Annotated in this window: 20 protein-coding genes and 2 pseudogenes; 10 read left to right on the forward strand and 12 right to left on the reverse strand. The window is 41.5% G+C overall.

Annotated features, from left to right (window positions below):
* The first annotated feature begins 3 nt into the window (after positions 1 to 3).
* The 4 genes from ACWATR_RS34525 (at position 4) to ACWATR_RS34540 (ending at position 2,083) form a co-directional block, all read left to right on the forward strand.
* Positions 4 to 402 (forward strand): MerR family transcriptional regulator, encoded by a 399-nt coding sequence (locus ACWATR_RS34525; RefSeq protein ID WP_109012896.1) that lies wholly within the window; start codon positions 4 to 6, stop codon positions 400 to 402.
* Positions 399 to 857, forward strand: coding sequence for a DUF1392 domain-containing protein (locus tag ACWATR_RS34530; RefSeq protein WP_460343151.1), 459 nt, complete (start codon positions 399 to 401; stop codon positions 855 to 857). The genes ACWATR_RS34525 and ACWATR_RS34530 overlap by 4 nt, the downstream gene beginning before the upstream one ends.
* A gap of 105 nt (positions 858 to 962) precedes the next feature.
* The gene (locus tag ACWATR_RS34535) at positions 963 to 1,697 is read left to right on the forward strand and encodes a BRO family protein (protein ID WP_460343154.1); all 735 of its coding nucleotides are present in this window, start codon (positions 963 to 965) and stop codon (positions 1,695 to 1,697) included.
* A gap of 29 nt (positions 1,698 to 1,726) precedes the next feature.
* Positions 1,727 to 2,083 carry an alpha-ketoglutarate-dependent dioxygenase AlkB family protein gene (locus tag ACWATR_RS34540; RefSeq protein WP_460343157.1) on the forward strand — a complete coding sequence of 119 codons (357 nt, stop codon included), beginning with the start codon at positions 1,727 to 1,729 and terminating at the stop codon, positions 2,081 to 2,083.
* A gap of 279 nt (positions 2,084 to 2,362) precedes the next feature.
* On the opposite strand, the gene ACWATR_RS34545 is transcribed toward ACWATR_RS34540, so the two are convergent.
* Positions 2,363 to 2,506, reverse strand: a complete 144-nt coding sequence (locus ACWATR_RS34545; protein WP_460343160.1) for a hypothetical protein — start codon at positions 2,504 to 2,506, stop codon at positions 2,363 to 2,365.
* Positions 2,507 to 2,681: 175 nt separating this feature from the next.
* On the opposite strand from ACWATR_RS34545, the gene ltrA reads away from it, so the two are divergent.
* The 3 genes from ltrA to ACWATR_RS34560 all read left to right on the forward strand — a co-directional run bounded on the left by ltrA (position 2,682) and on the right by ACWATR_RS34560 (position 8,230).
* A complete protein-coding gene (gene ltrA / locus ACWATR_RS34550) occupies positions 2,682 to 4,391 on the forward strand; it encodes a group II intron reverse transcriptase/maturase (protein WP_460343163.1) in 1,710 nt (569 codons plus the stop codon).
* Positions 4,372 to 4,734: an alpha-ketoglutarate-dependent dioxygenase AlkB gene (locus ACWATR_RS34555; protein ID WP_460343166.1), complete on the forward strand. Its 363-nt coding sequence runs from the start codon at positions 4,372 to 4,374 to the stop codon at positions 4,732 to 4,734. Before ltrA ends, ACWATR_RS34555 begins: the two co-directional genes overlap by 20 nt.
* Positions 4,735 to 4,849: 115 nt before the next feature.
* Positions 4,850 to 8,230 carry a plasmid replication protein, CyRepA1 family gene (locus ACWATR_RS34560; RefSeq protein ID WP_460343169.1) on the forward strand — a complete coding sequence of 1,127 codons (3,381 nt, stop codon included), beginning with the start codon at positions 4,850 to 4,852 and terminating at the stop codon, positions 8,228 to 8,230.
* A gap of 162 nt (positions 8,231 to 8,392) precedes the next feature.
* On the opposite strand, the gene ACWATR_RS34565 is transcribed toward ACWATR_RS34560, so the two are convergent.
* Entirely contained in the window at positions 8,393 to 9,067 is a 675-nt protein-coding gene (locus ACWATR_RS34565) for a pyridoxamine 5'-phosphate oxidase family protein (protein ID WP_460343309.1), read from the reverse strand.
* A gap of 114 nt (positions 9,068 to 9,181) precedes the next feature.
* On the opposite strand from ACWATR_RS34565, the gene pdxR reads away from it, so the two are divergent.
* Complete coding sequence (gene pdxR, locus ACWATR_RS34570) at positions 9,182 to 10,645, forward strand: MocR-like pyridoxine biosynthesis transcription factor PdxR (RefSeq protein ID WP_460343172.1); 1,464 nt, start codon at positions 9,182 to 9,184, stop codon at positions 10,643 to 10,645.
* Between the two features lie 281 nt (positions 10,646 to 10,926).
* Here pdxR and ACWATR_RS34575 read toward each other — a convergent pair whose 3' ends face one another.
* The 10 genes and pseudogenes from ACWATR_RS34575 to ACWATR_RS34620 form a co-directional block, all read right to left on the reverse strand.
* The gene (locus tag ACWATR_RS34575; protein WP_460343175.1) at positions 10,927 to 11,049 is read right to left on the reverse strand and encodes a hypothetical protein; all 123 of its coding nucleotides are present in this window, start codon (positions 11,047 to 11,049) and stop codon (positions 10,927 to 10,929) included.
* Positions 11,050 to 11,284: 235 nt separating this feature from the next.
* Positions 11,285 to 11,762, reverse strand: a pseudogene (locus tag ACWATR_RS34580) (hypothetical protein).
* Positions 11,763 to 12,013: 251 nt separating this feature from the next.
* Positions 12,014 to 13,696: a thioesterase domain-containing protein gene (locus ACWATR_RS34585; protein ID WP_460343178.1), complete on the reverse strand. Its 1,683-nt coding sequence runs from the start codon at positions 13,694 to 13,696 to the stop codon at positions 12,014 to 12,016.
* Between the two features lie 95 nt (positions 13,697 to 13,791).
* Positions 13,792 to 14,361, reverse strand: a complete 570-nt coding sequence (locus tag ACWATR_RS34590; protein ID WP_460343181.1) for a peroxiredoxin — start codon at positions 14,359 to 14,361, stop codon at positions 13,792 to 13,794.
* 47 nt (positions 14,362 to 14,408) lie between these two features.
* Complete coding sequence (locus ACWATR_RS34595; protein ID WP_460343184.1) at positions 14,409 to 15,362, reverse strand: diiron oxygenase; 954 nt, start codon at positions 15,360 to 15,362, stop codon at positions 14,409 to 14,411.
* Between the two features lie 123 nt (positions 15,363 to 15,485).
* Positions 15,486 to 16,301 (reverse strand): FkbM family methyltransferase, encoded by an 816-nt coding sequence (locus ACWATR_RS34600; RefSeq protein WP_460343187.1) that lies wholly within the window; start codon positions 16,299 to 16,301, stop codon positions 15,486 to 15,488.
* A gap of 2 nt (positions 16,302 to 16,303) precedes the next feature.
* A complete protein-coding gene (locus ACWATR_RS34605) occupies positions 16,304 to 17,059 on the reverse strand; it encodes a methyltransferase domain-containing protein (RefSeq protein WP_460343190.1) in 756 nt (251 codons plus the stop codon).
* A gap of 98 nt (positions 17,060 to 17,157) precedes the next feature.
* Positions 17,158 to 20,385 (reverse strand): non-ribosomal peptide synthetase, encoded by a 3,228-nt coding sequence (locus tag ACWATR_RS34610; RefSeq protein WP_460343193.1) that lies wholly within the window; start codon positions 20,383 to 20,385, stop codon positions 17,158 to 17,160.
* A gap of 300 nt (positions 20,386 to 20,685) precedes the next feature.
* Positions 20,686 to 21,102, reverse strand: a complete 417-nt coding sequence (locus tag ACWATR_RS34615) for a lasso peptide biosynthesis B2 protein (protein ID WP_460343196.1) — start codon at positions 21,100 to 21,102, stop codon at positions 20,686 to 20,688.
* A gap of 61 nt (positions 21,103 to 21,163) precedes the next feature.
* A pseudogene (locus tag ACWATR_RS34620) lies at positions 21,164 to 21,319 on the reverse strand (hypothetical protein); the annotation flags it as partial.
* Between the two features lie 258 nt (positions 21,320 to 21,577).
* On the opposite strand from ACWATR_RS34620, the gene ACWATR_RS34625 reads away from it, so the two are divergent.
* Together ACWATR_RS34625 and ACWATR_RS34630 are read left to right on the forward strand one after the other, a co-directional pair.
* Complete coding sequence (locus ACWATR_RS34625) at positions 21,578 to 23,179, forward strand: AAA-like domain-containing protein (protein WP_460343199.1); 1,602 nt, start codon at positions 21,578 to 21,580, stop codon at positions 23,177 to 23,179.
* 73 nt (positions 23,180 to 23,252) lie between these two features.
* Positions 23,253 to 25,850 (forward strand): CHASE2 domain-containing protein, encoded by a 2,598-nt coding sequence (locus tag ACWATR_RS34630; protein ID WP_460343202.1) that lies wholly within the window; start codon positions 23,253 to 23,255, stop codon positions 25,848 to 25,850.
* Positions 25,851 to 25,879 lie beyond the last annotated feature (29 nt).

Below are 25,879 nucleotides of genomic sequence, written 5' to 3' on the forward strand. Positions count from 1 at the left end.
TAAATGAATCCCAAATGGACTGATGAAGAACTCGGAATTATTGAAGCTAAAGCTGAACTTTATACCCCTAAGCAAATAGCCTCAATCTTAAAAAGACATGGGTATTTTCGTACTCCAATTGCGATCGCTACTAAGCTTTGGGCTTTAGGTTATTCTACAAGCCCCTTCCTCGATAACTATAGTAGTGCTGAAATCGCCCGTGTTCTCTGTGTGCATTCCACCACCGTTTCTGGTTGGGTGAGACGTGGTTGGTTGAAAACTAGTCGCCGTTCTTCTAAGCGTTATCAAGTTCGGAGATGGCATCTTAAAAGCTTTTTTGAGAATCCTCCACAACATCTGAAAAAGCGTATTGCCTCTATTGACTCCGAAGCCATTAATTATTTATTGGGAAGAAAAGCATGATTGACAACATTAATGCCCTGAAAACAAGTTGGTATCTTTCCCCACCTTGGCATGGAACAATTCCACCTGTTGCAGTTAATTTACTGGAGAGGGTATACCTCAGAACCACGAGAACATTCGGCTATTGCTGTGGGATGCAGTGGAAGCACGAATGTTGGATTTATTCAATTGACTGCCGTAATGAAATACTCCACGCCACACAAAATCAGATCATTGCAACTGGAGAGTTAGAAGCCATCAAAGTGCAAAAACCTGCGTTTGTTTTGGGCGAAAGAGTAATCCTCTGTTCTCACGATAAGGGAACAAAACAACGGCTGATTTTGGGGATTGCGCTGGTGCATGATTCTTGGTTTTACCTTGTTGAATTGATGTCGCCAACGTTAATTAAGACACCAACTATATCTAATCGTTTCTCACTAGTTGGTGAGAAAAGTTTAGTGCGGGTAAATGTCTGATTTGTTTAGCACTCTAACGATAATTTGTTGGCTTCACCGAAAAAAGTATCACCTGTTAATCAAAGTCAGCAATTACTTCTACCACCATGAAACAAAAGGTATGTCATGACTAAGAATGAAAATCTCCATCAACTAAATAACAGTAGTCCTTTCGATGGCATCCGTCAGTTCGATGAACAAGGACAAGAATATTGGACTGCTAGAGAGTTAATGCCATTACTGGGTTATTCTCGCTGGAATGAGTTTAAACCCGTAATTGAAAGAGCAACTTTTGCTTGTAAAAATACGGAAAATGACGTAGAGATGCACTTTTCAGGGTCAACCCTGAAAAGTCAGGGGCGACCAGGACAAGATTACAAACTATCTCGTTATGGCGGATATCTAACCGCAATGAATGGCGATCCACGAAAACCAGAGATAGCAGCAGCACAAAGTTATTTTGTTGTGAAAACGCGAGAGGCTGAAACCCAAACCCAGTTAAAAGCCATGACACAAATACAGTTACTCGCGGCGATCGCACAACAACTTGCAGAGCAAGAACAGCATTTACTCCAACAACAACAGCAACAGACTGAAATTTTGGCGAGACTCAAAGCGGTTGAAGTTGAGCAAGACAGAGTAAACACACCCTGCGGTCACAAATATAGTGTTGTTGGATTCGCCAATCTTCAAGGTTTAGAAATTTCAGTTAAAGAAGCGGGTACTAAAGGTAGAAAGGCAAGTACATTGTGCCGAAAACAAGGGATAGAAATAGAACGCATTCATGACCCACGTTTTGGAAAAGTCGGTTTGTATCCAGAAAGTATTTTGGTTGAAGTTTTTAAAGCCGAACAGAACTAATAGCAGTTTCTTGTTTTGAGAGAAATATCATGCAACAACTCACACTTTTTGCTGAATCAACCCCGGTTTTACCCATCACCTATTACCCTGATTTCTTAAGTCAGGAACTTGCAAATGAACTTTACCAGCACTGTCTACGACTGGAGTGGCAACAGAATCAAATCAGAATGCTGGGTAAAACAATGCCTGTTCCCCGCCTGGAATGTCTTTACGGTGATGCCGGATGTGATTACCTTTACTCCAATAGCGTCTTTTTAAAACCACTATGTTGGACAGAAGCTCTGTCTAGCTTACGGGACAGAATCACTGCACTGACTGGTTACAAATTCCGCATCGTAATCGGCAACCAATATCGCACGGGACAGGATTCGATTGGTTGGGTGTGATTTGTTGGATAGAAACTAGAACCTGTAATGGTTTTGGAGGATTATCCTAGAGATTTTATCTCTAAACTGAATGACTTTGTAGGTGTGAATCCTACCCCTCAAGTGCTGAGGTGAAAGCGCACAGAACGCGGATAAAACTGCGTCCCCCAGGTTTGAGACTAGCTATCAAAGCCTGAAGCGGGGGTGAAAGGATATCTCACTAGGAGCCTCAACCCGGTGAAGTCCAAGCGAATGTATTCATGAGTAAAGCTTTGGCTTGAAGACGTGTTTGAACCATCGTTATCGAAAAGTAGCTAAATATGGCTGATAAGCTACACCAAAAGGTAAAGGATAATCAGGGATTGGCGATTCCAACCTCGACCAATAAGCACTCCCGACAAACCCGGTGGAGAACGTCGCTCTAAAAATACACAGTAATGTCATTTGGAACAAAGTAACCCCTCGTATGTTCTCAAAAGGTCGAATATTTGAGTAGGTGCTAACCGGATACTGCGAGGTGGTGAGATTGAGTAAGAAGCGAATGTTTCACTGTAATGGTGAAAATATGCTGACGTACTCACAATGATTTGAAAGGAAAAGTCTTTTGTAGGAAGTAGATATGTCTAATACACGGCACAAGCCGATGGTGGAATGGAACACAATTAACTGGCAAAAGCTAGAACGTCGTGTTTTTAAGCTTCAAAAGAGAATTTTCCAAGCCTCTAATCGTGGTGATATTAAAGCAGTTCGTAAGCTTCAGAAAACATTGATGAGGTCTTGGTCAGCAAAAGCTCTAGCTGTTCGCAAAGTCTCTCAAGATAACCAAGGTAAGAAAACAGCAGGTGTTGATGGAATCAAATCCCTCACTCCATCTGCTCGGTTACGTTTGGTAAAAACGATGAGATTAGGAACCAAAAGTCTTGCTACTCGAAGGGTTTGGATTCCCAAGCCTGGAACGGATGCAAAACGACCTTTAGGTATCCCAACAATGAATGATAGGGCATTACAAGCCCTTGTCAAACTGGCACTAGAACCAGAATGGGAAGCGGTTTTTGAACCGAACAGCTACGGTTTTCGGCAGGGACGCTCATGTCATGATGCTGTGGAAGCAATATTTATCACAATTAAGCAAAAATCTAAATTTGTTTTAGATGCTGATCTGTCTAAATGCTTCGACAAAATCAATCATTCTGCATTACTCAAAAAACTAAATACATTCCCCACCCTTCGCCGTCAAATTCAGGCATGGTTAAAAGCGGGAGTGATTGATGGTCAAGAGTTACTTCCTACAGCCGAAGGCACGCCTCAAGGCGGGGTCATTTCCCCTCTACTGGCGAATATTGCCTTGCATGGAATGGAACAAGTAATTAAAAAATACGCTGAATCTATTCCAGGAACTAAACGGGATAATCGTAGCGCATTTACCTTAATCAGGTATGCCGACGACTTCGTTATTTTACACGAAAATGCCCAACATCTGAACGTCTGTAGGGATTTAATCACAGAATGGTTAAAAGACATGGGTTTAGAATTAAATCCACAAAAGACAAAAATCCGTCACACCTTTGTATCAATGAATGATGAAATCGGGTTTGACTTCTTAGGATTCAACGTCAGACAATACCCAGTCGGGAAAAATCATTCAGCAAAGAATAGTAATGGAAAAGTCTTAGGCTTTAAAACGCTCATCAAGCCCAGTAATAAGAAGATTAAAGAACATTACCAAGAACTTTGTAAGATTATTGATGAACACAAATCAGCACCTCAACAGGCACTGATAAGTAAGCTCAACCCGATTATTCGGGGTTGGGCAAATTACTACTCCACCGTAGTGAGTAAAGAAATCTTTGAAAGTCTTGACCACCAATTGTTCCAGAAGCTTCAAGCCTGGGCAAACAGCCGTCATCCGAAAAAGTCAAAAAGTTGGATAAACAACAAGTACTGGCATACGGTAGGCGGCAACAACTGGGTATTCTCCACAAAGTATGGCACAGAAGTAGTTCATAAATTGCTTAGACACCAGCAGACAGAAATAGTCCGGCACGTCAAAGTTAAAGGAACTGCATCCCCCTTTGATGGCAACCTAGTTTACTGGAGTGCAAGAAAAGGTAAAAATCCCCAAATGCCTCACAGAGTCACAAAACTCCTGAAACAGCAAAAAGGAAAATGTGCCTTTTGTAACCTTTACTTCCGTGAGGAAGATGTCATAGAAGTTGACCATATTCTTCCTAAGTCGAAAGGCGGTAAGGATGAGTATAAAAATTTTCAGCTTCTACATAGACATTGCCACGATACGAAAACCGCCAAAGATGGTGCTAGGTACGCATGACAAGCGTCAAATCATTGAGGAGCCGTGTGAGGTAAAAGTCTCATGCACGGTTTTGAAGACCAACGGAGTTGGTGACAACTTCGTTGAGTTTAATCACGCTGACAACGAAGCATCGATGGGATTCAACCCTGCGATCGCTTCCATAAGCCTGGGGTCATGTCGCAAGTTTCAAATCAAACCGAGAAATGGCAAACCCACTGACTTCTGGCTCGAACACGGTAGCTTACTTGTGATGCACCCTGGTTGTCAATCGACACATCTGCATCAAGTCCCCAAAACCAACAAAGTCGTTGGCACACGTATTAATCTCACATTCCGTCCACACACCGGAGGGGGCAGATAACGCTGTGGCTGGCTTGATCACTACTTCATAGCCAGCACAAGCGCTCACAAAAAGTTGAATCGGCGGCATGGGTGCAATGCCGCTTCATTTCCATGCGTCAAAAAACAGAGGAAATATGCGTATAATCGAATCTGATTCTCACTTCAAACATTTACAAGAATGGCGAGGCAGCGGAGTTGACGAAGAAATCATTGCTCTGAATGTGCGTTCGCTGTCTGGCACAACACCCTACGAATACTTGCTCTACAGTCCCAAAATCTCCCGTCGCAATGATGGACGACTGCGCGATCGCGATTTAAAGAAGTACCAGCACATTGAATTAGGCGGCTGGTGGTGCAATGGAGTTGACCCCCTCAACAACTACGTCCTGATGATGTGGGGTTGCTTCAAACCCGACCACCCCAGACGTGACCGCCAGAAAATCCACAAGTTCATCAAGTACGAGCATCCATACAGAGACGAGACACGCGCTTTCTTCCTCTTAGTGCCGAATCGCATTTGGCTAAAAGTCTCAAATCGCTCTGGTATCCCCATCACCGAAGATGATCTAAAACACCCTGGCGGCTTCTGGCACTGGGTTGTAAAGCATAACGTACCAGTCACAATTGTCGAAGGGGTTAAGAAAGCGGGGGCATTACTGACTGCTGGTTATGCTGCGATCGCAATTCCAGGTGTTAACGCAGGATACCGCACACCCCAGGATGAGTACGGTACTGCCATCGGGAAACCCTTTCTGATTCCCGACTTGAAACATTTTGCAACACAGGGGAGACAGGTTAACATTTGCTTTGACCAAGACAACAAACCTGAAACAGTCCAGCGAGTCAGAACCGCTATCAGTCGTATGGGACGGCTGCTGGTAAATGAAGGCTGTTCGCTGCGAGTGATTGATTTACCGTTAGGGGCAGAGAAAGGGGTCGATGATTTTATCGTTGCTCACAGTCAGCCAGCATTTGACGCACTTTACAACACTGCCGTTGCACTGGAGTTGTGGGAGATTAAGCTGTTCACTCTGCTGACTTATCCGCCAGCGATGTCTGCGACGGGCTACGCCTACGCACTCAACCAACGTTTCTTGGGCCAGCTTCTCGTCCCCGAAGGTGAAAAACTAATTATCCTCAAGGCTCCTAAAGGCACTGGTAAAACTGAATGGCTGGCAACTGAGGTGGCGAAAGCACACGACCAAGGGCAGAGGGTATTAATCATTACTCATCGCATCCAGCTAGGTGAGGCACTGTGTAATCGATTTGGTGTTAACTATGTTACCGAAGTCCGCACGAATGAAACAGGCACATTATTAGGATATGGGGTATGTGTTGATTCATTGCATCAAGAAAGTCAGGCGCGATTTAACCCCAATGACTGGTCAAATGATGTCATTATTATTGATGAATGTGACCAAGTTTTCTGGCATCTTCTCAACTCTGGTACGGAGGTTGCTAAACGTCGGGTATCCGTTCTCAAAAACCTCAAACAACTGGTACAGAATGTTTTAGGCAGCAGTCAAGGAAAGATTTACCTGTCTAGTGCCGATGTGTCAGATACTGATGTGAAGTATGTTTTATCACTTGCTGGAGAATATCGGGTTAATCCATTCGTCATCGTTAACAATTATCGGCACGTAGCTGGCAATTGTTACAACTACTCTGGCAGTAATCCGAAGAATTTGATTGCAGCACTGGACAAGGCGATCGCGCGTGGTTTAGCAAACCAGAATTGCCGTGTGGGTCAGGCACGGGAGCAGGGGAGCGGAGGAGCAGGGGAGAATGAAGCTACACTCTCCTCTGCACCTCTGCCCCCCTGCCCCTCTGCCAGCCACCATGCAGAATCGTCTTGGCAACCTCGTTTTCTATTGTGCTGCTCTGCTCAAAAAGCCAAATCCAAATGGGGGACGCAAGCTTTGGAAGAACGTTTTCGCCGGAAATACCCAGAATTGCGAATCCTGAGAATAGACAGCGAATCTGTTGCTGATCCTTCTCATGCGGCTTTCGGTTGTATCGCTCAATTGAACGAAATTCTCACCCAGTATGATTTGGTTATTGCCTCCCCAAGTTTAGAAACTGGAGTCAGCATCGACATTCGAGGACATTTCAGCGCTGTTTGGGGGATTTTTCAGGGAGTGCAGCCGGTTAACTCTGTGCGTCAGATGTTGGCAAGGGTTAGGGAAACAGTTGACCGTCACATTTGGGTGAGAGAGTGGGGGATGTCGGTTGTAGGGAATGGTTCTACTTCTATAGGGGGTTTGTTGAGAAGTCAACACGTCGCAACACAAGCTAACATTGCGCTGTTGTCGGCGGCGGACAATGATGATTACAGCTTTGTTGATCAGAATTTTCAGCCCGAATCTTTGCAGACTTGGGGTAAACGTGGTTCCGTGATTAACGTTGAAATGCGGCGTTATCGAGAGTCTGTGCTTGCGGGTTTGGTCGAGGATGGGTACACCGTTATTGATGCCGACGATGTTGATGATGATGAAAGTGAGGCTGTAATTGAGTCGGTTAAAGCGGCAAGTCAGGAATTGTACGCTAGTGAATGTAAAGCGATCGCGGATTCTCCGACCATCTCTGATGCCGAACTTAAGAAGCTGCAAGACACAAGGGCGAAAACGAAAACCGAACGACATCAGCAGCGCAAGGCGGAATTGTCTCGTCGCTACGAAATTGACGTGACCCCTGATTTGGTCGAGAAAGATGACGACGGCTGGTATCCCCAACTGCGGATGCACTATTATTTGACACTGGGGCGAGAGTTTCTGACGAACCGTGATGCGAAACGGGCGAAATCCATATTAGAGTTGGGGGAGAATTCGGTTTGGAAACCGGATTTTAACAAGGGGCAACTATTACCTGCTGTGTTGTTACTCGAAAATCTCAATCTGTTGCAGTTTCTTACACCAGATGTTCAGCTACGTGGAAGTGATGAGAAGATGGTTGAGTTTAAGGCACTGGCTGTAAAGCATCGGCACGTTATCAAGAATTACTTGAATGTAACGATTTCAGAAAAACACACACCGATAGCGATCGCACAGAAACTACTTGCGAAGATTGATTTGAAGTTGGACTATGTTGGTCGATTAGGTAAGCGTGAAAACCGGGAGTGCGTTTATCAATTCGTTGCTCCTGATGACCGGCGTGATTCAATTTTTGGGCAGTGGTTAAATCGGGATGAAGCATTTTCAAGGGATTCGGTGTCAGTCACGAACAATATAGAGTTACAAACACCAGGTATTGACACGGAATTTCTTGACATTCCCCAAACATTTACCCAGGTGGAAAATCCTATTGCCCAAAGCTGGAAAGGGCTGAAACTGAAATTGCGCCAAGGACTCGACAGCGCTGGTCAGTTCTACCAACAGCTAGTCTCCACAATCAGGGAGGCTGTCGGCGTTGCTGATGGTGAACCGTTCTGGAACGCACACTTGGGGCAGTGGCAGGTTTGGGTTAACTTTATTGACGAGTGTAGGTCTGTGGTCTGTGATTGGCTCAAAGCGGCTTAGACCAGAATGGCACTAAGAAAACCTGAAACCTTTGTCTGAGGGAGGTGTATAGGGTGTGGGAGGTGTGGGAAGAAATCTGGCTCCCCACACTCAAAAGCCAGTTAAATCACGGGTTTGCGCTTATCAAGCGTGCCATTCGGCTTAGACCAATAAAGCTCCCGCTTAATATTGAATAAGTTTTTGTGGTCTAGTGTAGTTGCTCAGATTTGCAGGTACTTCAATATGTGGATATAATTTGGGATCATTTATGGGTACAGCCGCCGTCAATTTTAAGGGAATTTCTCCTGCCCATACTGGTATTTGATAGTCAGCTTCATCATCAATGGGCCCACCAGTGCGAATCTTTGCTGATGCTTCTGTGAGCGGTAAAGATAAGACTATAGTTCTGGCTAATTCGTTATGGCAAGGCGATCGCACTTGCGACCACCGTCCAAGAATAACGTGTTCTGTAAATGCTTTCAAGGCAGCTAATTTTTCCTCTGCATCTTCGACCAGTGTTGCTTTACCAAATACAACTACTGAATGATAATTCATTGAGTGGTGAAACGCCGAGCGTGCCAATACTAACCCATCAATTAAAGTCACTGTTACGCAAACATCAATACCTTGTTGCAGGATTCGCAGCATTCGACTAGCAGGTGAACCGTGGATGTATAAGGTATCCTCAACTCGTCCATAGGCTGTAGGGATCACAAAAGGCTGTCCATCTGCGACAAAACCTACATGGCAGACTAATCCTTCATCCAATATTTGATAAATGGTGTCGCTTTCATAGTTTGCTCGTTGGGATACGCGTTTAACTGTTGTTCTTTGGCTGGGCGCTTTTTGTTGAGGCATGGCTGGAAATTTATACTCTATATCGCTAGAGTAATCAGGTAAGTGGAATGATACAAGTGCCACTTTTTGAATAAATTACCAGTCCACTTATCTCTTTTGCAATTCCTAACCCGAATGGATTTTGTTATTAGTATTGACCTAGAAGCAGCTTTACCTTTGTATCGCCAAGTTTACGCCCAACTACGTCAGGCTATTCTTTCGAGAAGGTTAACCCCAGGAGAAAAACTGCCTTCAACGCGAAAGCTTGCTCAATTGCTTAGTGTTTCCCGCGCCACTGTTACCCAAAGTTATGAAATGCTCTTAAGTGAAGGTTATCTTGAAACAATTGTCGGTTCGGGAACATTTGTCTGTCGTCAACTCCCTGATGAATTACTAAATACCACACCGATTCAGGCAAAATCACAACTACCTCATTCTTCAATATCCTTATCAACTTATGGCGAAAGTTTGAGTGATCGAGCTTTTTTACACCTACCAGAAGCAGAAGTAGAAATTAGCTTTAGTTATGGACGACCAGCTTTTGATCAATTCCCAATAGACTTGTGGCGTAAGCTCTTGTCTCGCCATTGCCGCTTTAGTCGATACGTGCTTGACTATACTTCTGACTCTATGGGATATCAACCTCTAAAAGAGGCGATCGCTGACTATCTGTCACGCTCCAGAGCAGTTAAGTGTAAGCCAGAGCAAATCATTATTGTTGCTGGTTCACAGCAGGGACTTGACTTGATTACACGTGTATTAATTGACCGTGGTGATTGGATAGCAGTGGAAGAACCAGGTTATTTAAGCGCTAGACGAGCTTTTTTGGCACAGGGAGCTAGTCTATTCCCTATATCTGTAGATCAATCTGGCTTAATAGTCAGTAGCCTAACAACAGATATCATCCCTAACATTAAATTCGTCTATGTCACTCCATCTCATCAATTTCCTACAGGTGCTACATTATCTCTTTCTCGCAGGTTAGAGTTATTAGCTTGGGCACACAAATCAGGGACGATGATTATTGAAGATGACTATGACAGCGAGTATCGTTATGGTCAGCGTCCCATACCAGCATTGCAAGGATTAGACCAAGCTAACTCAGTGATCTATCTGGGTACTTTCTCTAAAGTACTATTTCCGGCTTTGCGTCTTGGTTATTTAGTTTTACCACAGAATTTAGTTCATATATTTGCTCGTGCAAAATGGCTAGCAGATCGGCAATGTAGTTTGTTAGAACAGTACGCCCTGACTGATTTTATTACCGAAGGACATTTAGAACGCCATATCAGACGGATGCGTGCGCTCTACGACCAACGCAGACAGACTTTGGTGCAGTCTTTGTTTTCTTATTTCGGTGACAAAATTGAAATATCTGGGGAAAATGCCGGAATGCACCTGATGGTCAAAATCAATACTAAACTCACTGATGATAAAATAGTCCAGCTTGCTGCTCTTGCTGGCGTAAGTATTGGGGCAGCGTATCCTCAATATTTAAAACATAGCCCTGGTGGCGAATTTATCTTCGGATATGCTGAACTCAATGAGCAGAAAATTCAAGAAGGAGTACGCCGACTAGCTCAGGTAATACTAATTTAAATACTACCCCAGTTACTGACACACACAATATTCCCCAAATATTAGATAAGGCTGTTGGGGAGTGGAAGAGCAAAAAGATTGAAATTACGCCAGGTGCAAGAAAAGTGCGGCTCAGTTCTACAGCAAGTTAGCCTCCAAGGAAGGCGAGGCTGAGGTTTTTTAATTCAAAATGCAAAATTCAAAATGCAAAATTAATTTTGAATTACTAATTTTGAATTTTGAATTGGAGGGAAGCGACTCGCCTTACTGGAACGCATACCTGGGGCAGTGGCAGATTTGGGTTAAGTTTGCAGACGAGTGTAGGTCTGTGGTGTGCGATTGGTTGGTGGCGGTGTAGGGAAAGTGGTGATGTCATTTTTGCATACATATAAAAATTGGCGTTGCTGAATCCAAGTATGAATCATGCGATCACCTCAAGCTTGCGGGCGCTACGCGCCCGCAGCGGCACGGAACCGTACTTTAGATATGGGGTAGCCTGCGATCCTGCGAAGTTTGTTTACCGTCCGGCTGATTTTGGTTAATTTTTGGGGTTCATCAATAAGCCAATCTTATCATTTCTCCCAGACGATACCGTTTTTCCATTTCTCGAAAAACGGTATCGTACACTACTATTTTTTAGCTCAGAGGGTGACAACCTACCTATAAAGGTTGTTGCATAAGGGATAGGGCATAGAAACCACGCTGAAAATAGAGCCGTTTATGGGGTTTGAGTGCAATCAGACTCAAGACCGAATCTGCCCATAATTCCATGCCGTAACGCCATCGTTGTCCATAGAGTCCAAAGCTAAAGTTACTCTGGCGTGGGGTTCGGTCTTTGTGTTCTTGGATACGTCCTGCATAAATATCTATCCCTAATTTTTTCATCTGCTGTCCCTGCATTGTCGCCAAACTATAGGCCAGGGCAATCAACAAGACTATTGAGTCGAGGCAAGTTTAAAAAGCGTTGCAGGTTTCGCTTACGACTACCATATTGAATTGGTTGGGGAAAGACACTAGCTAAAACAGAGAGTTTGACCTGACGATGAACTTGTAGCAATAACAACAGAAGCTTTATGGTTATATACTGGCTTTCATTCAGATGGGTACGCAGGGTTTTTTGGTAAGATTCAGGAAACATATTTTTCCAGGGGAGCCACAAAAATGCTCCCTATTTTTTGTCTTCACCATCTTCTCAAAGTTTTGTCCTGCATAGCTTAGAGTTGTCTTGTCATCCTCTAAGATTTTTTAGCGATGGCTACGCCCGCCGCAGGCATCGCCAAACTTTTAGGTCTATTGACATTGCTTGTTACCTCTAGCACCCGATTTCAACTACTGTACCGTATATACGGCACTTGAGCCAGAACCCTTTGTGAGCAAGCTTTTTAAGACTTAACGGGAAAAGTCAGTATTTAAATAACCTCTCAATTTTTCAGCCACTACCTGGACGTGAGGTTCTTCTAAGATGCCAATGTGCCCACCAGGAACTTCATGAATTTCCAATTCTCCATCTACAAATTTTCTCCAACCTAACTCAGGAGGATCATAGCTATAGCTTACAGAAAAATCATCTCTCGCTTTAAACAAAAGCACTCGACCTGAATAAGTTTTGGGGGTATAATCCTTCAAAGCTGAAATGACTGGTTCTGGGAGGTAGATGTGCGGTAGATACTGAGTTCCATATCTTAGGCGACGAAACTTATTTTTCACCTTGAGCTTGGCTTTTTCTAGAAATTCGGTGGGACTCAGCCGTAATAAATTAGAAAGCCTCTGACCCAGTGGCAATAGTTTTTGGTTTTTTTCTATATAGGAATCAAACAAAGCCAATAACCCTACCTGCTGACCTTGGGCAACGAGCTGTTGAGCCACCTCGTAAGCGACCACACCGCCGAAAGACAAACCCATCAAAAAGTAAGGACCCTCCGGCTGAAGCGATCGCATTTCAAGAATGTAGTGAGATGCTAAGTCCTCTATCTTAGGAAGGGAAAGCGGACTATCCGCCTGTTCTCCCATTCCATAATGCAGGGCATAAACAGGCTGAGATAGTCCTAAATATCGACTCAAATCCTTGAAGTTAATATAATGGATGGCAAACACGGGGAGCCGGGAGCCACCAGTTTGAATTGGAACGAGAGAGTACCAACGGGATACAGGAGTAGTAGTTTTTTGCAGAAAAGTTAGGATTTCTGCTTTATGCTCAACTATTTGTGCTTGCAAAGTTGATGTTAAAACTCCTTCGGGGGCGCTACAGCGCAGCTTGTCACCTTCAGCAAATAGCTTGACATCTAGACTGCGAAGGTAAGAGAGAAACTTGTAAGTATTAGAAGTTACAAATTTTTCTTCTAGATTTGTTTGAGACTGAACAGGAACTGATACAGACAGCCAACGTCCACTGGGAATACTTGGGTAACCTTTTACCTTTTCCTTGGTACCTTCATATACTAAGACTCGGTTACCACTTTTCAGATGAGTCCAACGTCTTTGATAATAAGTAGGGTGACTCTCTATTTGGTCTAGCACTTGCACCGTTTTCAAAGGTATGCGGTAACGCTCGCCATAAACAACTCCATCATCCGGCACTAACATAGGATAAGTGCCTAAATTAAATAGCTGTGCATTCTCAATAGCATCTTCCCCCAAAAACTCACCATATTTCATTAGTCCATGATTCCTTTCCCCTGCCATTAAAGTGCCATAGACAAATACTTCTACGCAATATTCATCTAATATATCCTCAATCTTTTTAAGGACAGATAGCAGCAGACTTTGAGGATTTTCATCACCAGCTTTACTAGACTGATAGTTATTGATAGCTAGGGCTAGTTTTTCGTAAAAATCATTTCCCTCAATTAATTCTGGCAGAATTGTGTGGTCCCGTAGCTGGGTAAACAGCCAGCTTAAAGGGACAGGATAGGGAGTCGTGATTAGTACTTTGCCTGTTTGAGCTTGAATGTAATCAGAGGTTATGATGACATTACCTTCTTTCCACTCATGAGTATTTTTTTCTTGATAATTGCTAAAGCTGGAGCTATTAATTTCCTGCTTGATATCGGCTATACTTTTGTATATTTTCATAGTTTTATGTATATTAATTGCCAATGAGGAAAATTTTATAAACTCTACAATGAATTTAAATTTATATCAATACTTCCTTTGAGTTAAATAGGTGATTATATAGGATTATCGGACAACCATTTTAATACTTCTTCTGCATTAAGGTCAGGAGGGAACACTGGATAAAAGACCTTCTCAATCTTCCCATTTTCAATAATAAGAGTTAGTCTTTTTATGAGGGTCTTTGATTCTATTTCAAATGTTGGCAAATGAAGAGAGTGTGCAAAGGATAACCCACTGTCGCTTAAAAGTTGAAAAGGAAGATGTAATCTTTCGACCGCCTCTCTTTGATAATCTGAATCTTGCGTACTTAATCCAAATAAATTGGTTACAAAGTTACTAATATCAAGGTAGCGATCGCGAAAAGCACAGGACTGCGGAGTACATCCTCTAGCACCTGGTATTTTATCCCATTCATTAGGTAACTGATGATTAGGACTTCCAGTAAGGGGGTAACAATATACAACTGTTCTTCCAGTTAACTTAGAAAGATCGATATCGCGTCCTGATGTTGATGGCAGTAATACTGACTTTAATACTGTTCCAGTAAGATGAGAGCAACTTCCATCATCTTCAGGTATAGGAAGATCGTCTGGAAGTTTATGAAGATGCACTGATTCATTCATAGTTAATTGCGCCTAAATTACAATAAACGTTGCTCTATAATAATATATCAAACCTTGAAACCAAAATTATTGAAAGCTTCAATAACATAAGGCAAATCCAAAATGCCATTCTTTTTTAAGTGATTGATTGTAGGTTTAGCATCGGATTGAATACTAAGAACTACTTGGGAATGAGGATAAGATTCTTCAACAATAAGATTAGACTGATTCATTGAAAAACCAAGTCTATTTAAATATGATTTCTCGTTAGTTAGATCGGGCTTTAGAAAAGCAAATATTAATTCAGGGAAAAGCGGCCCAATTATCTCTTGCTGGTCGGTACTTAGCTGAGGCCATAATATGTGCAACAGATAGGAAAAATAGGCATGATGTAGCTTTTCATCTTGGGCATGATCCAATATCATGTTTTTTACTGCACTAATCATGTTACTATTTCTAGGAGTTTCCCTCAGGATACTAGAAATAAGTGTTTCGGATACAATTACGGAAAAAGTCTTTGCTAATTCATGAATATCAGTAGGAAGATTTTCAAGTATCTTTTCTAAAGAAAAAATAAAAGAAGGCTTTTCAATACTTAATTCAGGAACACCAGTCAACTTAATAATTTGACTCTTCATGTCAGCTGAAAATAAGGAATGATATGCTTCATCAATGTAAATTTTTTGAGCATCGATTATCATTTGAGGAGGTAATTCAATAATTAGATTACCACTAATTATTTGATGTGCCACATGATTAACAACCTGATGTTCAAGAACATTTGTAAGTTCAAGATAACTATAAAGACGCTGAATTATTATTTGTTTCCTAAATTTAACGTCTTTTCCTTGAATCAACGGATGGGAAAGTATAGGGATATTCTGAGATGGAAAAAATTCTTTTTCGCAAATTTCAATCTCATCTATAATTCTTTGGGGTTTAGTTCTTACAGATGAAGATTCATACCAGTTAGTAAAGGGACTAAAATATTCGTGTTTCCTATATCTTTTATCTTCTTGCATAAATTATTTATTAAATTTTGGTTATTATAATTTGTGATTTTATCGAGGAAGAAGTGAATTAAATTGAGAGGATTTTATTCACTTCTTGTATATAAGATATAAACACACCCGAAAGTCCGAAAGTTAGATAGCGTCAATTACATCTATATATTTACTTTCCTTACACGCATATATCATTCTTTCTCGATTTATTTGATCTTTAGTCCAAAGGGATTGATCAATCAACGCTTGATAAGCTGGTTCCCCCTTTTCGATTGGAACCATATCTGGTTTTTCCGTATCTCTAAATCCAAGCATTTCATAGATGTAGAATCCAGTTTGAGCAAGCAGAGTGATAATTTGTTCGTAGGAATACTCGACTACTAAATGTGCAGCATGAATCTCAATGAATAAATGTTTAATTGAATTACGTAGAGTTTCTTCCATACCGAACAATACCTTTCCTTCCGCACCGTGAACATCGATTTTTACCACAGCAGGATGAATATTCTTCTGAGAACTAAGTTCGTCAAAGGTTATCGCCTTAACGGTAACTGGAGGAATATTCTTAGTGATATCAACTTTCATTGTTCTATCCTGAAAGGAAATATCTCCAGATTTATCTGAAAGGGCTAAATCGAAAATCTCCGCATTTACCTGATTTTCAGCAACGTTTTTGCTTAGTATTTCAAAGTGATTCGGACCTGGCTCAAATGAATATATTTTAGTTTGAGGATTGAGTTTTCCGACATAGCAAGTATAGTATCCATAGTGAGCACCTACATCCATAAAATCGCTGGGTTCTTCTGTTAATATTCTGCTCAATAAGTTGATTACAGAAGGCTCATAATCTAAATCTTTTGTTGTTTCTTTGGGTACGCTAGAATCTGGATCAAAAAGTTTGAAACTAACTTCATTGATCTTGTATTCATAAAAACAATTCAAAGTATTATTTTCCATCTTCATATTCCTTTAATAGCGATGATTCCAACCCAATTATACCATTTTGAAAAAACTTCAATTTTACTATAGCCTATATCTCTTAAAATTTCTAAGTTTTCACTTAAGGATAGAGGCATCAATACACCTCTTAAACTCCTTGCTTTTTGAATAATCATACTGTCGTTTAGTCCCTGTCTTGTTTTAAAATCCCAGTGCAGTTCTACCCATAGATCCTCAAAAAATGAACTTTCAGCATTAACTTTTTCAACTAAAATAAAAGCGCCTCCCACTCTTAAATCTCGATAAATCATTTTTATTAATTCCAGCCTCTTATCGAAAGACATAAAGTGAAGTGTATATAAACTCGTAATCAAAGATGCATTGATAAATCCTGTTAAATTTAGAGCATCTTCATAAACAAAATTCACAGACAATAAATCACATTTAATTTTTGCTTTCTCAATCATTGTCTCACAGTTTTCAACGCCAACAAATTTAACATTCTTCTTGTTTTTATGCTTTTTTGAAAGCAATGAAATTGTTTCACCCGTTGAAGATCCTATATCATAGATAATGCTGTTATCTTTCACAAACCACTCACTCATTTCCACTATCATTCTTTGAATTTCATGATAGTATGGAACACTTTTTTCGACATGACTATCAAAATTTGCCGCTACTTGATGATTGAATTCCCATTCACCGGTGACGGCAGAAATCATTGTATCAACCGATTCTGAATTCATCTGTTCTGGGTGACTTCCGTTATTATGCATATAAACAACCTTTCATAAAGTTTTACTATTTACTACAAAGAGTAATGTATTTATTTCCTAGACCTTGGACACAAAAGAGTTTGATTAAGGGGGAAGGTTTATAAGATAATCTCCTCTCTTTTGGAATAACTATCTTCAGAGGAATTGCCCACTTGCCAACATAGTATTTCAACACGTTCTGCTAGTTCTGCTATAGTCGGTATTTCATACAAGTCTCGCAGGGTCAGTTTTATCTGAAATGCTTTGTAGACTCGATGCATCACTTGAGTTAAGCTCAACGAGTTTACTCCTAATTCAAAAAAGTTGTCGTGGATACTAACTGATTTCAATTTCAGAACTTGCATCCAAATATCAGTTAGACGCTGTTCAACTGGAGTGCGAGGTGCGACGAAGGTCCTTTTTAAGCTTGTTTGTGGACTCTCTAAGCTAGCTAGGGCGAGACGGTCTATCTTACCATTGAAGGTTAGGGGCATTACTTCGAGAAGCACGAAATTTGAAGGCACCATGTAGTCAGGTAGTTTCTGCTGTAAGAAACGACGCAGTTGCTCAACTTTAATTGTCTGCTCTGGGTTCGGCGTAAAATAAGCCACGAGGCGCTTGTTACCAGGAACTTCTTCTTTGGCAATCACAGCACTTATTTTCACGCTGGGATGTTGTCTGAGGACGGCTTCAACTTCCCCAAGTTCGATACGATTTCCACGGATTTTTACCTGATGATCGATGCGCCCAATATATTGGATAACACCATCTGGTAAGTAGCGGGCTAAATCTCCTGTTTTGTAAAGTCTAGCTCCTAATTCCTCACTAAAGGGGTTAGGGATGAATTTCTCTTCTGTCAAATCTGGTCGGTTAAAATAGCCACTAGCCAAGCCAACACCGCTAATGCAAATTTCGCCCATAACACCGGTTGGAACTGGTTGTAAATATTGATCAAGCAGATAAATTTGCATATCTGTTGGGCGACCTATGGGAACAAAGTGCTGCTCATCGTTGCTCTGACATTGCCAAACAGTTGCATAGTTGACTTCATTTAAGCCATAAAGGTTGTATAAATTCGCTGCTAAACCCTTTTTAAAGAAACTATCTTGCAGTTGAACAGGCATTGCTTCCCCCACACAGAAAATGTGCCGCAAGTTCCTACAATTTTCGATGTTGAGTTCTTCAAGCATTAATTTTAGGACGGTGGGAACAACACTAATTACAGTGATTTTCTGTTCAGCAATGAGGTTAACTAGATAATTAGTATCTTGATAACCTCCAGGTCGCGTCATCACAGCTGTTGCTCCGGCTAACAGAGGCCAGAAAAATTCTTTAGAACTCCAAGCAGACTTCAGCAGGATGCGGTCTTTTGTAGTCATAGGATAAGTTCTCTGTTCCCATAACTCACGGTTGCAACAGACAAAGTGGGAAAGCATTACCCCTTTAGGCTTGCCTGTTGAACCGGAGGTGTAGAGAATATAAGCAAGGTTTTCAGGTTTAACCTCTGTGTCCGGGTTTTCTAGACTCTGTTGCGTAATCGTTTGCCAGCTTGTATCTAGACAAACAATATCACCTTGATAGGGGGGTAATTCAGTTAACAGTCTCTGTTGAGTTAATAATACTGGTGCTTGGGTTTCTTCCAAAATAAAAGCTAGACGCTCTTTTGGATACTTAAGGTCTAGAGGCAGTAAAACACCGCCTGCTTTGGTAATGCCCAAAATCCCCACTGCGACATCCATGCAAAGTTCCGTGAAAATGGCAACAGGAGTCTGGGGTTTTACACCCATAGCTTGCAGGTAATGGGCGAATTGATTAGCACGGCAGTTTAATTCCTTGTACGTGAGTTGCTGATTTTCAAAAATGATTGCTACAGCATCCGGAGTTTTCTCAACCTGCCTCTCAACCAATTGATGCAGACAGACATTCTTGGGATAATCTGCCTCAATATCATTCCACTCCACCAACAACTGATGCTTTTCTGCTTCTGTCAAAATCGGCAAATGTGAAATCTGCTGATTGGGTTGAGCAACCACACCCTCTAGCAACACCTGCCAATTACCAATCATCCTGCTTATGGTGTCAGCATCAAACAAGTCTGCGTTATACTCAAACCAACCATTAATACCTTCTGATGACTCTTGAGCTTCAAGAGTTAAATCAAACTTTGCAGTCTTGCTCTCAACTTCAATTGCGTTCAGACTCAAACCTGGAAATTCCAACGCAGACACCTGTTGACTTTGGAGAGCAAACGTCACCTGAAACAATAGTGAGCGACTAAAATCCTGCTTTGTTTGCAATTCTTCTACCAACTTCTCAAAAGGTAAGTCTTGGTGGGAGTATGCTGACAAAACAACTTCCTGAACTCGACCTAACAATTCCCGAAAACTTGGATTTCCTGAAAGGTTGGTTCGCATTACTAGATTATTGGCAAATAATCCAATCAGCCCTTCGACTTGATGTTGGTTACGGTTAGGAATGGGAGAACCGACAATAATATCTTCTTGAGCCGTGTAGCGGTAAAGCAAGATATTGAATGCTGCAAGCATTGTCGTCAACAATGTAACTCCTGACTGCTGACTCAAAGACTTGAGTGCATTAGTTAAATCTTTGGGCAGATTCAGAGATTGTCTTGCACCTCGGTAAGTCTGGACTGGCGGACGCAGATGGTCTGTCGGTAACTCCAGTACAGGTAACTCCCCTCCTAGTTGCTGCTTCCAATAGCCGAGATGAGATTCCAACACTTCACTTTGCAACCACTCACGCTGCCAAATAGCAAAGTCAGTATATTGAATGGGTAGTTCAACTAATGGTGATGGCAAGCCATTGGAAAAAGCTTCATATAAACTTGCAAGTTCCTGCAAAAGTATGTTTAACGACCAGTTGTCGCAAACAATCTCGTGTATCGTTAGCAGCAAAATATGCTCAATTTCACCCAATCTCTGCAAAGTTGCACGGACTAACGGCCCAGTAGCCAAGTCAAAAGGCTGCTGCGCTGACTCAGTTAGCAGATGTTGGCTCTCTTGCTGAAGTTCAGTAACAGAAAGCTTACTTAGATCCACAATTGGCATCATCCAGTTTGAGGATGAAGCAATAACCTGTAATGGTTGCCCATCAACAGCAGTAAAAATGGTACGCATTGCCTGATGACGCTGCACAATTTCACCCAAACTTTGCTCCAGCGCTTTCACATCGAGCGAACCCTTCAAGTGAATAGCTCTAGATATATTGTGGGCAGGGTTCCCAGAATTTAGCTGGTCAAGGAACCACAACCTCTGCTGAACAAAGGACAAAGCACCAGAGTCTAACCCCTGCTTTGTAATAATTTGGGGCGAAGAGATGGAATCCATACGGAAACTTCTGAACAATTAATTTTATAAAAAATATTGGTTCTACCGTTCTATTAATGCTGTGACATTAAAACGACAGCTTTATAAGTCAGGTTGAAACCGTCAAAAACGAATCTAAGTAGCCAAGACAGCTTACAATTATATTGTTAAAATTCGTTTTTTTAGTTCATGATGTGCATTTATTCAAGTAAATAAATGCCAACTACCACTCTCATCACTTTCTACTTCTGACAATGGCACCGGAATATAAAGAGCCATATTCCCAGCACCACCGATCGCAATTTGCCCTTGACTTTCTACCTAAGCATGGGCTGACATCTGTCCACCCTTGTCTCTGGTAAAACCTATGCGTAGCTGAGTGGGATAACCACGCCAACCAAGTAATACTTGCGTAGCCAAAGCTTGCGGAAGACATACGGCTCGTAAGTATGGGCTTGTTACTGTCACAGCACAAGCAACTTTGTTGACATAAGCTTGATCTAACGCCTGCAACTTAGCCCTTGGCTGTGCAATCTTTGTCAAAAGACTACGCAATTTATGAAACAGTAACAATTTCAGTCCTACCCTGATGATTGCAAGTAGAATTGCAGCCTTAACCAGAAGCAGGTGATCGCTTGATGTCAGACTCAAAAACTTAGTTAGCCTTTTCACACCTAACCTTGATAAAAACTGTGTTGTTAGTTTCTGGAGTAACACTAAAAGGTCTAAATCAGACACATCTCATGGTCAAGACGACGCTTAATCCGAGTTTGTAGTAGCCGCACCAGGGCTATCCCAGTCAGTGCCACATATCCAAACGAACCTGCAATTTCTGCAAGCATAGAGTGAGTCTACTAGTGGTTGAACAATCACAGTCGTCTGTCAGAATATCATCACCTAGTCCTCCGTAAATCAGATCATTGCCTGCACCACAAAAGATGGTGTCATTACCATCGTTACCGAAAAGTAGTTATTTTTCTTGATGAATTATTTTGTGTCAACAGTCTCATCAATTTGGAGCCACTAAACAAAGACTATCTTTAGGGTCGTAGCCCAAAGCAATAAGGCTAAATAGAATTGCTGAACATCTTGTAAAATTGGCAAACAGGCGGTTTAGGCTAGATTAATCACTTTGGGCTACCCCAAAGTTTTCTGAAAATGCCGCAGTTTTTAATGTATCTTCTAGCAAACGCTGATTGGACTTCTTCAGACTATGCGTAAACCGACTTGGGGGCCTATTGTCAAAGAACGGGTTCGGCACTTTCTAGAGAGATTACTCTCTGTTGCAGATCAAGTGTACGATTGTAATGATTTCCAATTTCGTTGGGATGATAGTGCCAGAGCTAATTTAATTGTTGAGACTAAGCGCAGATATTTAGAAAGATTAACCAAGTTAAAACAAAATCAGATTTACGAAGTCATTGAAAGCCTCAAAATATTAGAAGTTCTGGAGGACAATCGTACCCAAACCCAGGGTAAGGATGATTGGCATTTCACATTGAGGCTTTGGGACAGAGATATAGCTACTAACTTGAACCAGTTTGACCAAAAGTGGGAAAATACAAGACCAGAAAAGTCAAAAATCCAAGGTGCTGCGCTTAAAAAAGCTACAGCAATAGAACAGCATTGGCACTTGCCTGCTGATACCCCAATTATTGTCCAAGCAGCCTTAAACTTGATACCAGAAACACAAGTATCACTGCTCAACGAAACTAGATTGACATTGCCAGATTTATCCCCAATGCCGACAAATCCAAATGGACAAACCTTACTCCAAGCAGAGGCACAATTGCCTGTGGGACAAGTTCCTCTCAATTCCATTTTTTATGTTGAACGTTCTCTAGTGGAAGAACGCTGTTATCAAGAGATTTTGCAACCAGGTGCCCTAATCCGAATTAAAGCACCCAGGTTCATGGGCAAAACTTCGCTGATGGCCAGGCTTCTTCACCAAGCTAGAGAGTATGGTTATCACACAGTACCCTTGAACTTTCAGTTAGCAGACAATGCAGTGTTCGCTAACCTGGATACATTTCTACGTTGGTTTTGTGAAAGTGTTGGTCGCAGACTAAAAAAGCTTGACCAGTTAAATGATTATTGGATTACCTATGGGAGTAAAGATAAAAGCACAGCTTACTTTGAGGAATGCCTATTGGAAGAAACTGCTACCTCACTAGTAATTGCTTTGGATGGAGTTGAGCGAATTTTCCCACATCGCAACGTTGCTGACGAATTTTTTAGTCTTCTGCGGGCTTGGTATGAGTATGCTAGGTATGGCGATCGCATTAGCGAACTTTGGAAAAAACTCCGGGTAGTAATAGTACACTCCAGCGAAGTTTATATTCCACTGGATATAAATCAATCTCCATTTAATGTTGGATTGAGCATTGAATTACAAGAGTTTACTAAAGAGCAAGTGCAGGATTTATCAGCACGTTACCCTGGAGTGAATTGGACAACTACCCAAGTTGATAGTTTGATGGATATGGTGGGAGGACATCCCTATTTAGTGCGGTTGGCTCTGTATCATATACAGCAAGAAGGAACTACACTTGAACAGTTATTACAAACGGCTCCTACAGAAGGTGGGATTTATAGCGACCATCTCAGACGACACTTAGGGAATCTTAAGCAGCATCCAGATTTAGCCGCAGCTTTTAGCCAAGTAGTAGCCACCCCAGAACCAATAGAGTTAGACTCAGATTTAGTATTTAAACTATACAGTATGGGACTGGTATTGCATTGCTATGAAAATAAAGTAACTTGGCGCTGCAATTTATACCGTCAATATTTTCCCAACCGCCTAAGTCAATTTTAGTTTTCTTGTTGGGTTAAAATTCAAAATAATTCATGCTACATTGCACGGCTGATAGCCGATAACACAAAACAAAATGCCTCCGACAAGCAAAGCAGAAAACTCAGCTTACAACTATCAAGTTGGAGGAAGTCTACAAATTGATGCTCCCAGTTATGTCGAGCGACAGGCTGATAAAGACTTCTATGAAAGCTTGAAATCAGGAGAATTTTGCTACGTTCTCAACTCTCGACAAATGGGCAAGTCAAGCCTGCGGGTGCGAACAATGCACAAACTGCAAGAAGATAATATTGCTTGTAATGTCATAGATATTACAGGAATTGGTAGTCAAGATATTTCTCCATCTGAATGGTATCTGGGCGTACTTCGCAGATTGGCACGCAGCTTTACCCCCACAGTTAAGGTACTAACTTGGTGGAAGGATTACGAGGGACTGTCACCATTAGAACGCTTAAGTGAGTTTATCGAGTCAGTATTACTCATTCAGATTACTCAAAACATTGTCATTTTTGTGGACGAAATTGACAGTATCCTCAAATTAAATTTTAAAGACGATTTTTTGGCATTTTTAAGAGCTTGTTACAACAAAAGAGGCGATAATCCAGCATATCAGCGCCTAACCTTTGCACTTTTGGGAGTAGCGACACCTTATGATTTAATTCGAGATAAAGATCGTACACCTTTTAATATCGGTCGAGCTATTCAACTCAATGGCTTTGAGGAGCATGAAGTCCAGCCATTGGCTCAAGGATTAGTGGGGAAAGTTAGCGATCCTCAAGCAGTGTTAAAAGAGGTGTTAGCTTGGAGTGGTGGTCAACCTTTTCTTACCCAAAAGCTTTGCAAGCTAATTATCACATCTGACTCCTTCATTTCAGCAGGTAATGAAGCAAATTTTATTGAAAGCTTAGTACACTCTAAAATCGTCAACAATTGGGAATCTCAGGATGAGCCAGAGCATTTGAAGACAATTCGCGATCGCATTCTCAGAAGTGAACAGCGTAGTGAGCGATTGCTAAACCTTTATCAACAAATTTTATTAAATAGTGAAATCACAGCAGATGCCAGTCCTGAACAAATAGAATTACGACTATCAGGCTTAGTAGTTAAACAGCAGGCTTCCTTAAAGATTTATAACCGCGTTTATGCATCCGTTTTCAATCAAAATTGGATTAATAAAGCATTATATGATTTGAGACCATATAAGTCGGCACTAAAAGCATGGATAGCTAGTAACTATCAAGATAAATCATATTTATTGCGTGGGCAAACATTACACGATGCTCAAATATGGGCAGAAAATAAAAACTTAAGTCATGAGGACGAACGCTTTTTAGCTGCGAGTTTTGAGTTAGAGACACAAGAACTGAAAATTGCTTTGCCGAAAAAGAGAAACTCCGCTCGAATTTTGTTCAGGAAGTCTCCTTTACAAACAGTTTTGTTTTTAAGTGTTGTTGTTACAGCCTTAGTAATGGGAGTGCGACATTTAGGGATGCTACAAAGTTGGGAATTGCAAACTTTTGATTATCTCATGCGGTTGCGTCCCAATGAAAAACCAGATGCGCGTCTTTTAGTAGTGACAATCACTGAAAATGATTTTAAACTTCCACAACAACAACAGCGAAAAGGTTCGCTATCAGATCAAGCGCTGGCGCTAGTTTTGCAGAAACTCAAACAGTACGAAGCACGAACCATTGGCTTAGATATCTATCGTGATTTTCCTGTAGACAGCAAACACGCAGACTTAGCAATTCAGATGCAGCAAAATCATAACTTAATTGCTATTTGTAAAAGCAGTGAACCAAAACTCAATGACCCTGGTGTTTTACCTCCTCCAGAAATACCCATAGAACGTCAAGGTTTTAGTGATTTCGTCAAAGATAGAGATGGTATTCTCCGCCGCCATCTGATAGCGATGAAACCAGACTCCACATCTGGTTGTACCACTCCCTACGCCTTTAGTGCCCAGCTAGCATTTCATTATCTCAATTCTTTAGGCATTTCTGTCAAATACACCAAAACCGAAGAATTGCAAATTGGTGAAATTGTGTTTAAGCGTTTGCGATCGCTCCAGGGGGGCTATCAACAACTGGACGATCGCGGCTATCAAATATTATTGAATTATCGTTCTGATGGTTCTCCCCTAAAGCTTGCCGAACAAATCACCCTTAAAGATATATTAAGCGATCGCCTAAAACCTGAAATGGTCAAAAATCGGATCGTTCTCATTGGTGTTACTGCTCAAAGTGCTGGTGATTATTTTCTGACTCCCTATAGTGCTGGTGAAAATATTTATCAAGAAATGCCTGGGGTAATTCTTCATACCCAGATGGTAAGTCAAATTCTGAGTACAGTTTTAGATCAAAGATCCTTGTTATGGGTTTGGCCTTCTTGGGGCGAAGGTTTATGGATCTGGCTTTGGTCTATTTTGGGAGGAATACTAGCTCGGCGCATTCATAATCCTCTAAGCTTAGGATTGAGAGGAGTTGTTGCCCTTGGGATTTTATTCGCAGTTAGTTTTGGACTACTGATCAACGGTGGTTGGATACCACTAGTTCCAGCTGCATTAGTCTTTGTAGTCATGAATTTAAGTATAATTGTTTACCTTAACTCCCAAAGCAGTAAGAACAAAGATCACAGGAATTTATCCGAAAATGACTTTCCTTTTGTTGAATAACTAATAGTTAGATAGCTAGCGATTAGCCA

The sequence above is a fragment of the Nostoc sp. UIC 10890 genome, from assembly GCF_054786515.1.

Excerpts from the sequence above, each read along its gene's own strand:
- ACWATR_RS34525 (WP_109012896.1), top strand. The coding sequence starts at position 4 with ATGAATCCCAAATGGACTGATGAAGAACTCGGAATTATTGAAGCTAAA.
- ACWATR_RS34530 (WP_460343151.1), top strand. The coding sequence starts at position 399 with ATGATTGACAACATTAATGCCCTGAAAACAAGTTGGTATCTTTCCCCA.
- ACWATR_RS34535 (WP_460343154.1), top strand. The coding sequence starts at position 963 with ATGACTAAGAATGAAAATCTCCATCAACTAAATAACAGTAGTCCTTTC.
- ACWATR_RS34540 (WP_460343157.1), top strand. The coding sequence starts at position 1,727 with ATGCAACAACTCACACTTTTTGCTGAATCAACCCCGGTTTTACCCATC.
- ACWATR_RS34545 (WP_460343160.1), bottom strand. The coding sequence starts at position 2,506 with ATGACATTACTGTGTATTTTTAGAGCGACGTTCTCCACCGGGTTTGTC.
- ltrA (WP_460343163.1), top strand. The coding sequence starts at position 2,682 with ATGTCTAATACACGGCACAAGCCGATGGTGGAATGGAACACAATTAAC.
- ACWATR_RS34555 (WP_460343166.1), top strand. The coding sequence starts at position 4,372 with ATGGTGCTAGGTACGCATGACAAGCGTCAAATCATTGAGGAGCCGTGT.
- ACWATR_RS34560 (WP_460343169.1), top strand. The coding sequence starts at position 4,850 with ATGCGTATAATCGAATCTGATTCTCACTTCAAACATTTACAAGAATGG.
- ACWATR_RS34565 (WP_460343309.1), bottom strand. The coding sequence starts at position 9,067 with ATGCCTCAACAAAAAGCGCCCAGCCAAAGAACAACAGTTAAACGCGTA.
- pdxR (WP_460343172.1), top strand. The coding sequence starts at position 9,182 with ATGGATTTTGTTATTAGTATTGACCTAGAAGCAGCTTTACCTTTGTAT.
- ACWATR_RS34575 (WP_460343175.1), bottom strand. The coding sequence starts at position 11,049 with ATGATTCATACTTGGATTCAGCAACGCCAATTTTTATATGTATGCAAA.
- ACWATR_RS34585 (WP_460343178.1), bottom strand. The coding sequence starts at position 13,696 with ATGAAAATATACAAAAGTATAGCCGATATCAAGCAGGAAATTAATAGC.
- ACWATR_RS34590 (WP_460343181.1), bottom strand. The coding sequence starts at position 14,361 with ATGAATGAATCAGTGCATCTTCATAAACTTCCAGACGATCTTCCTATA.
- ACWATR_RS34595 (WP_460343184.1), bottom strand. The coding sequence starts at position 15,362 with ATGCAAGAAGATAAAAGATATAGGAAACACGAATATTTTAGTCCCTTT.
- ACWATR_RS34600 (WP_460343187.1), bottom strand. The coding sequence starts at position 16,301 with ATGGAAAATAATACTTTGAATTGTTTTTATGAATACAAGATCAATGAA.
- ACWATR_RS34605 (WP_460343190.1), bottom strand. The coding sequence starts at position 17,059 with ATGCATAATAACGGAAGTCACCCAGAACAGATGAATTCAGAATCGGTT.
- ACWATR_RS34610 (WP_460343193.1), bottom strand. The coding sequence starts at position 20,385 with ATGGATTCCATCTCTTCGCCCCAAATTATTACAAAGCAGGGGTTAGAC.
- ACWATR_RS34625 (WP_460343199.1), top strand. The coding sequence starts at position 21,578 with ATGCGTAAACCGACTTGGGGGCCTATTGTCAAAGAACGGGTTCGGCAC.
- ACWATR_RS34630 (WP_460343202.1), top strand. The coding sequence starts at position 23,253 with ATGCCTCCGACAAGCAAAGCAGAAAACTCAGCTTACAACTATCAAGTT.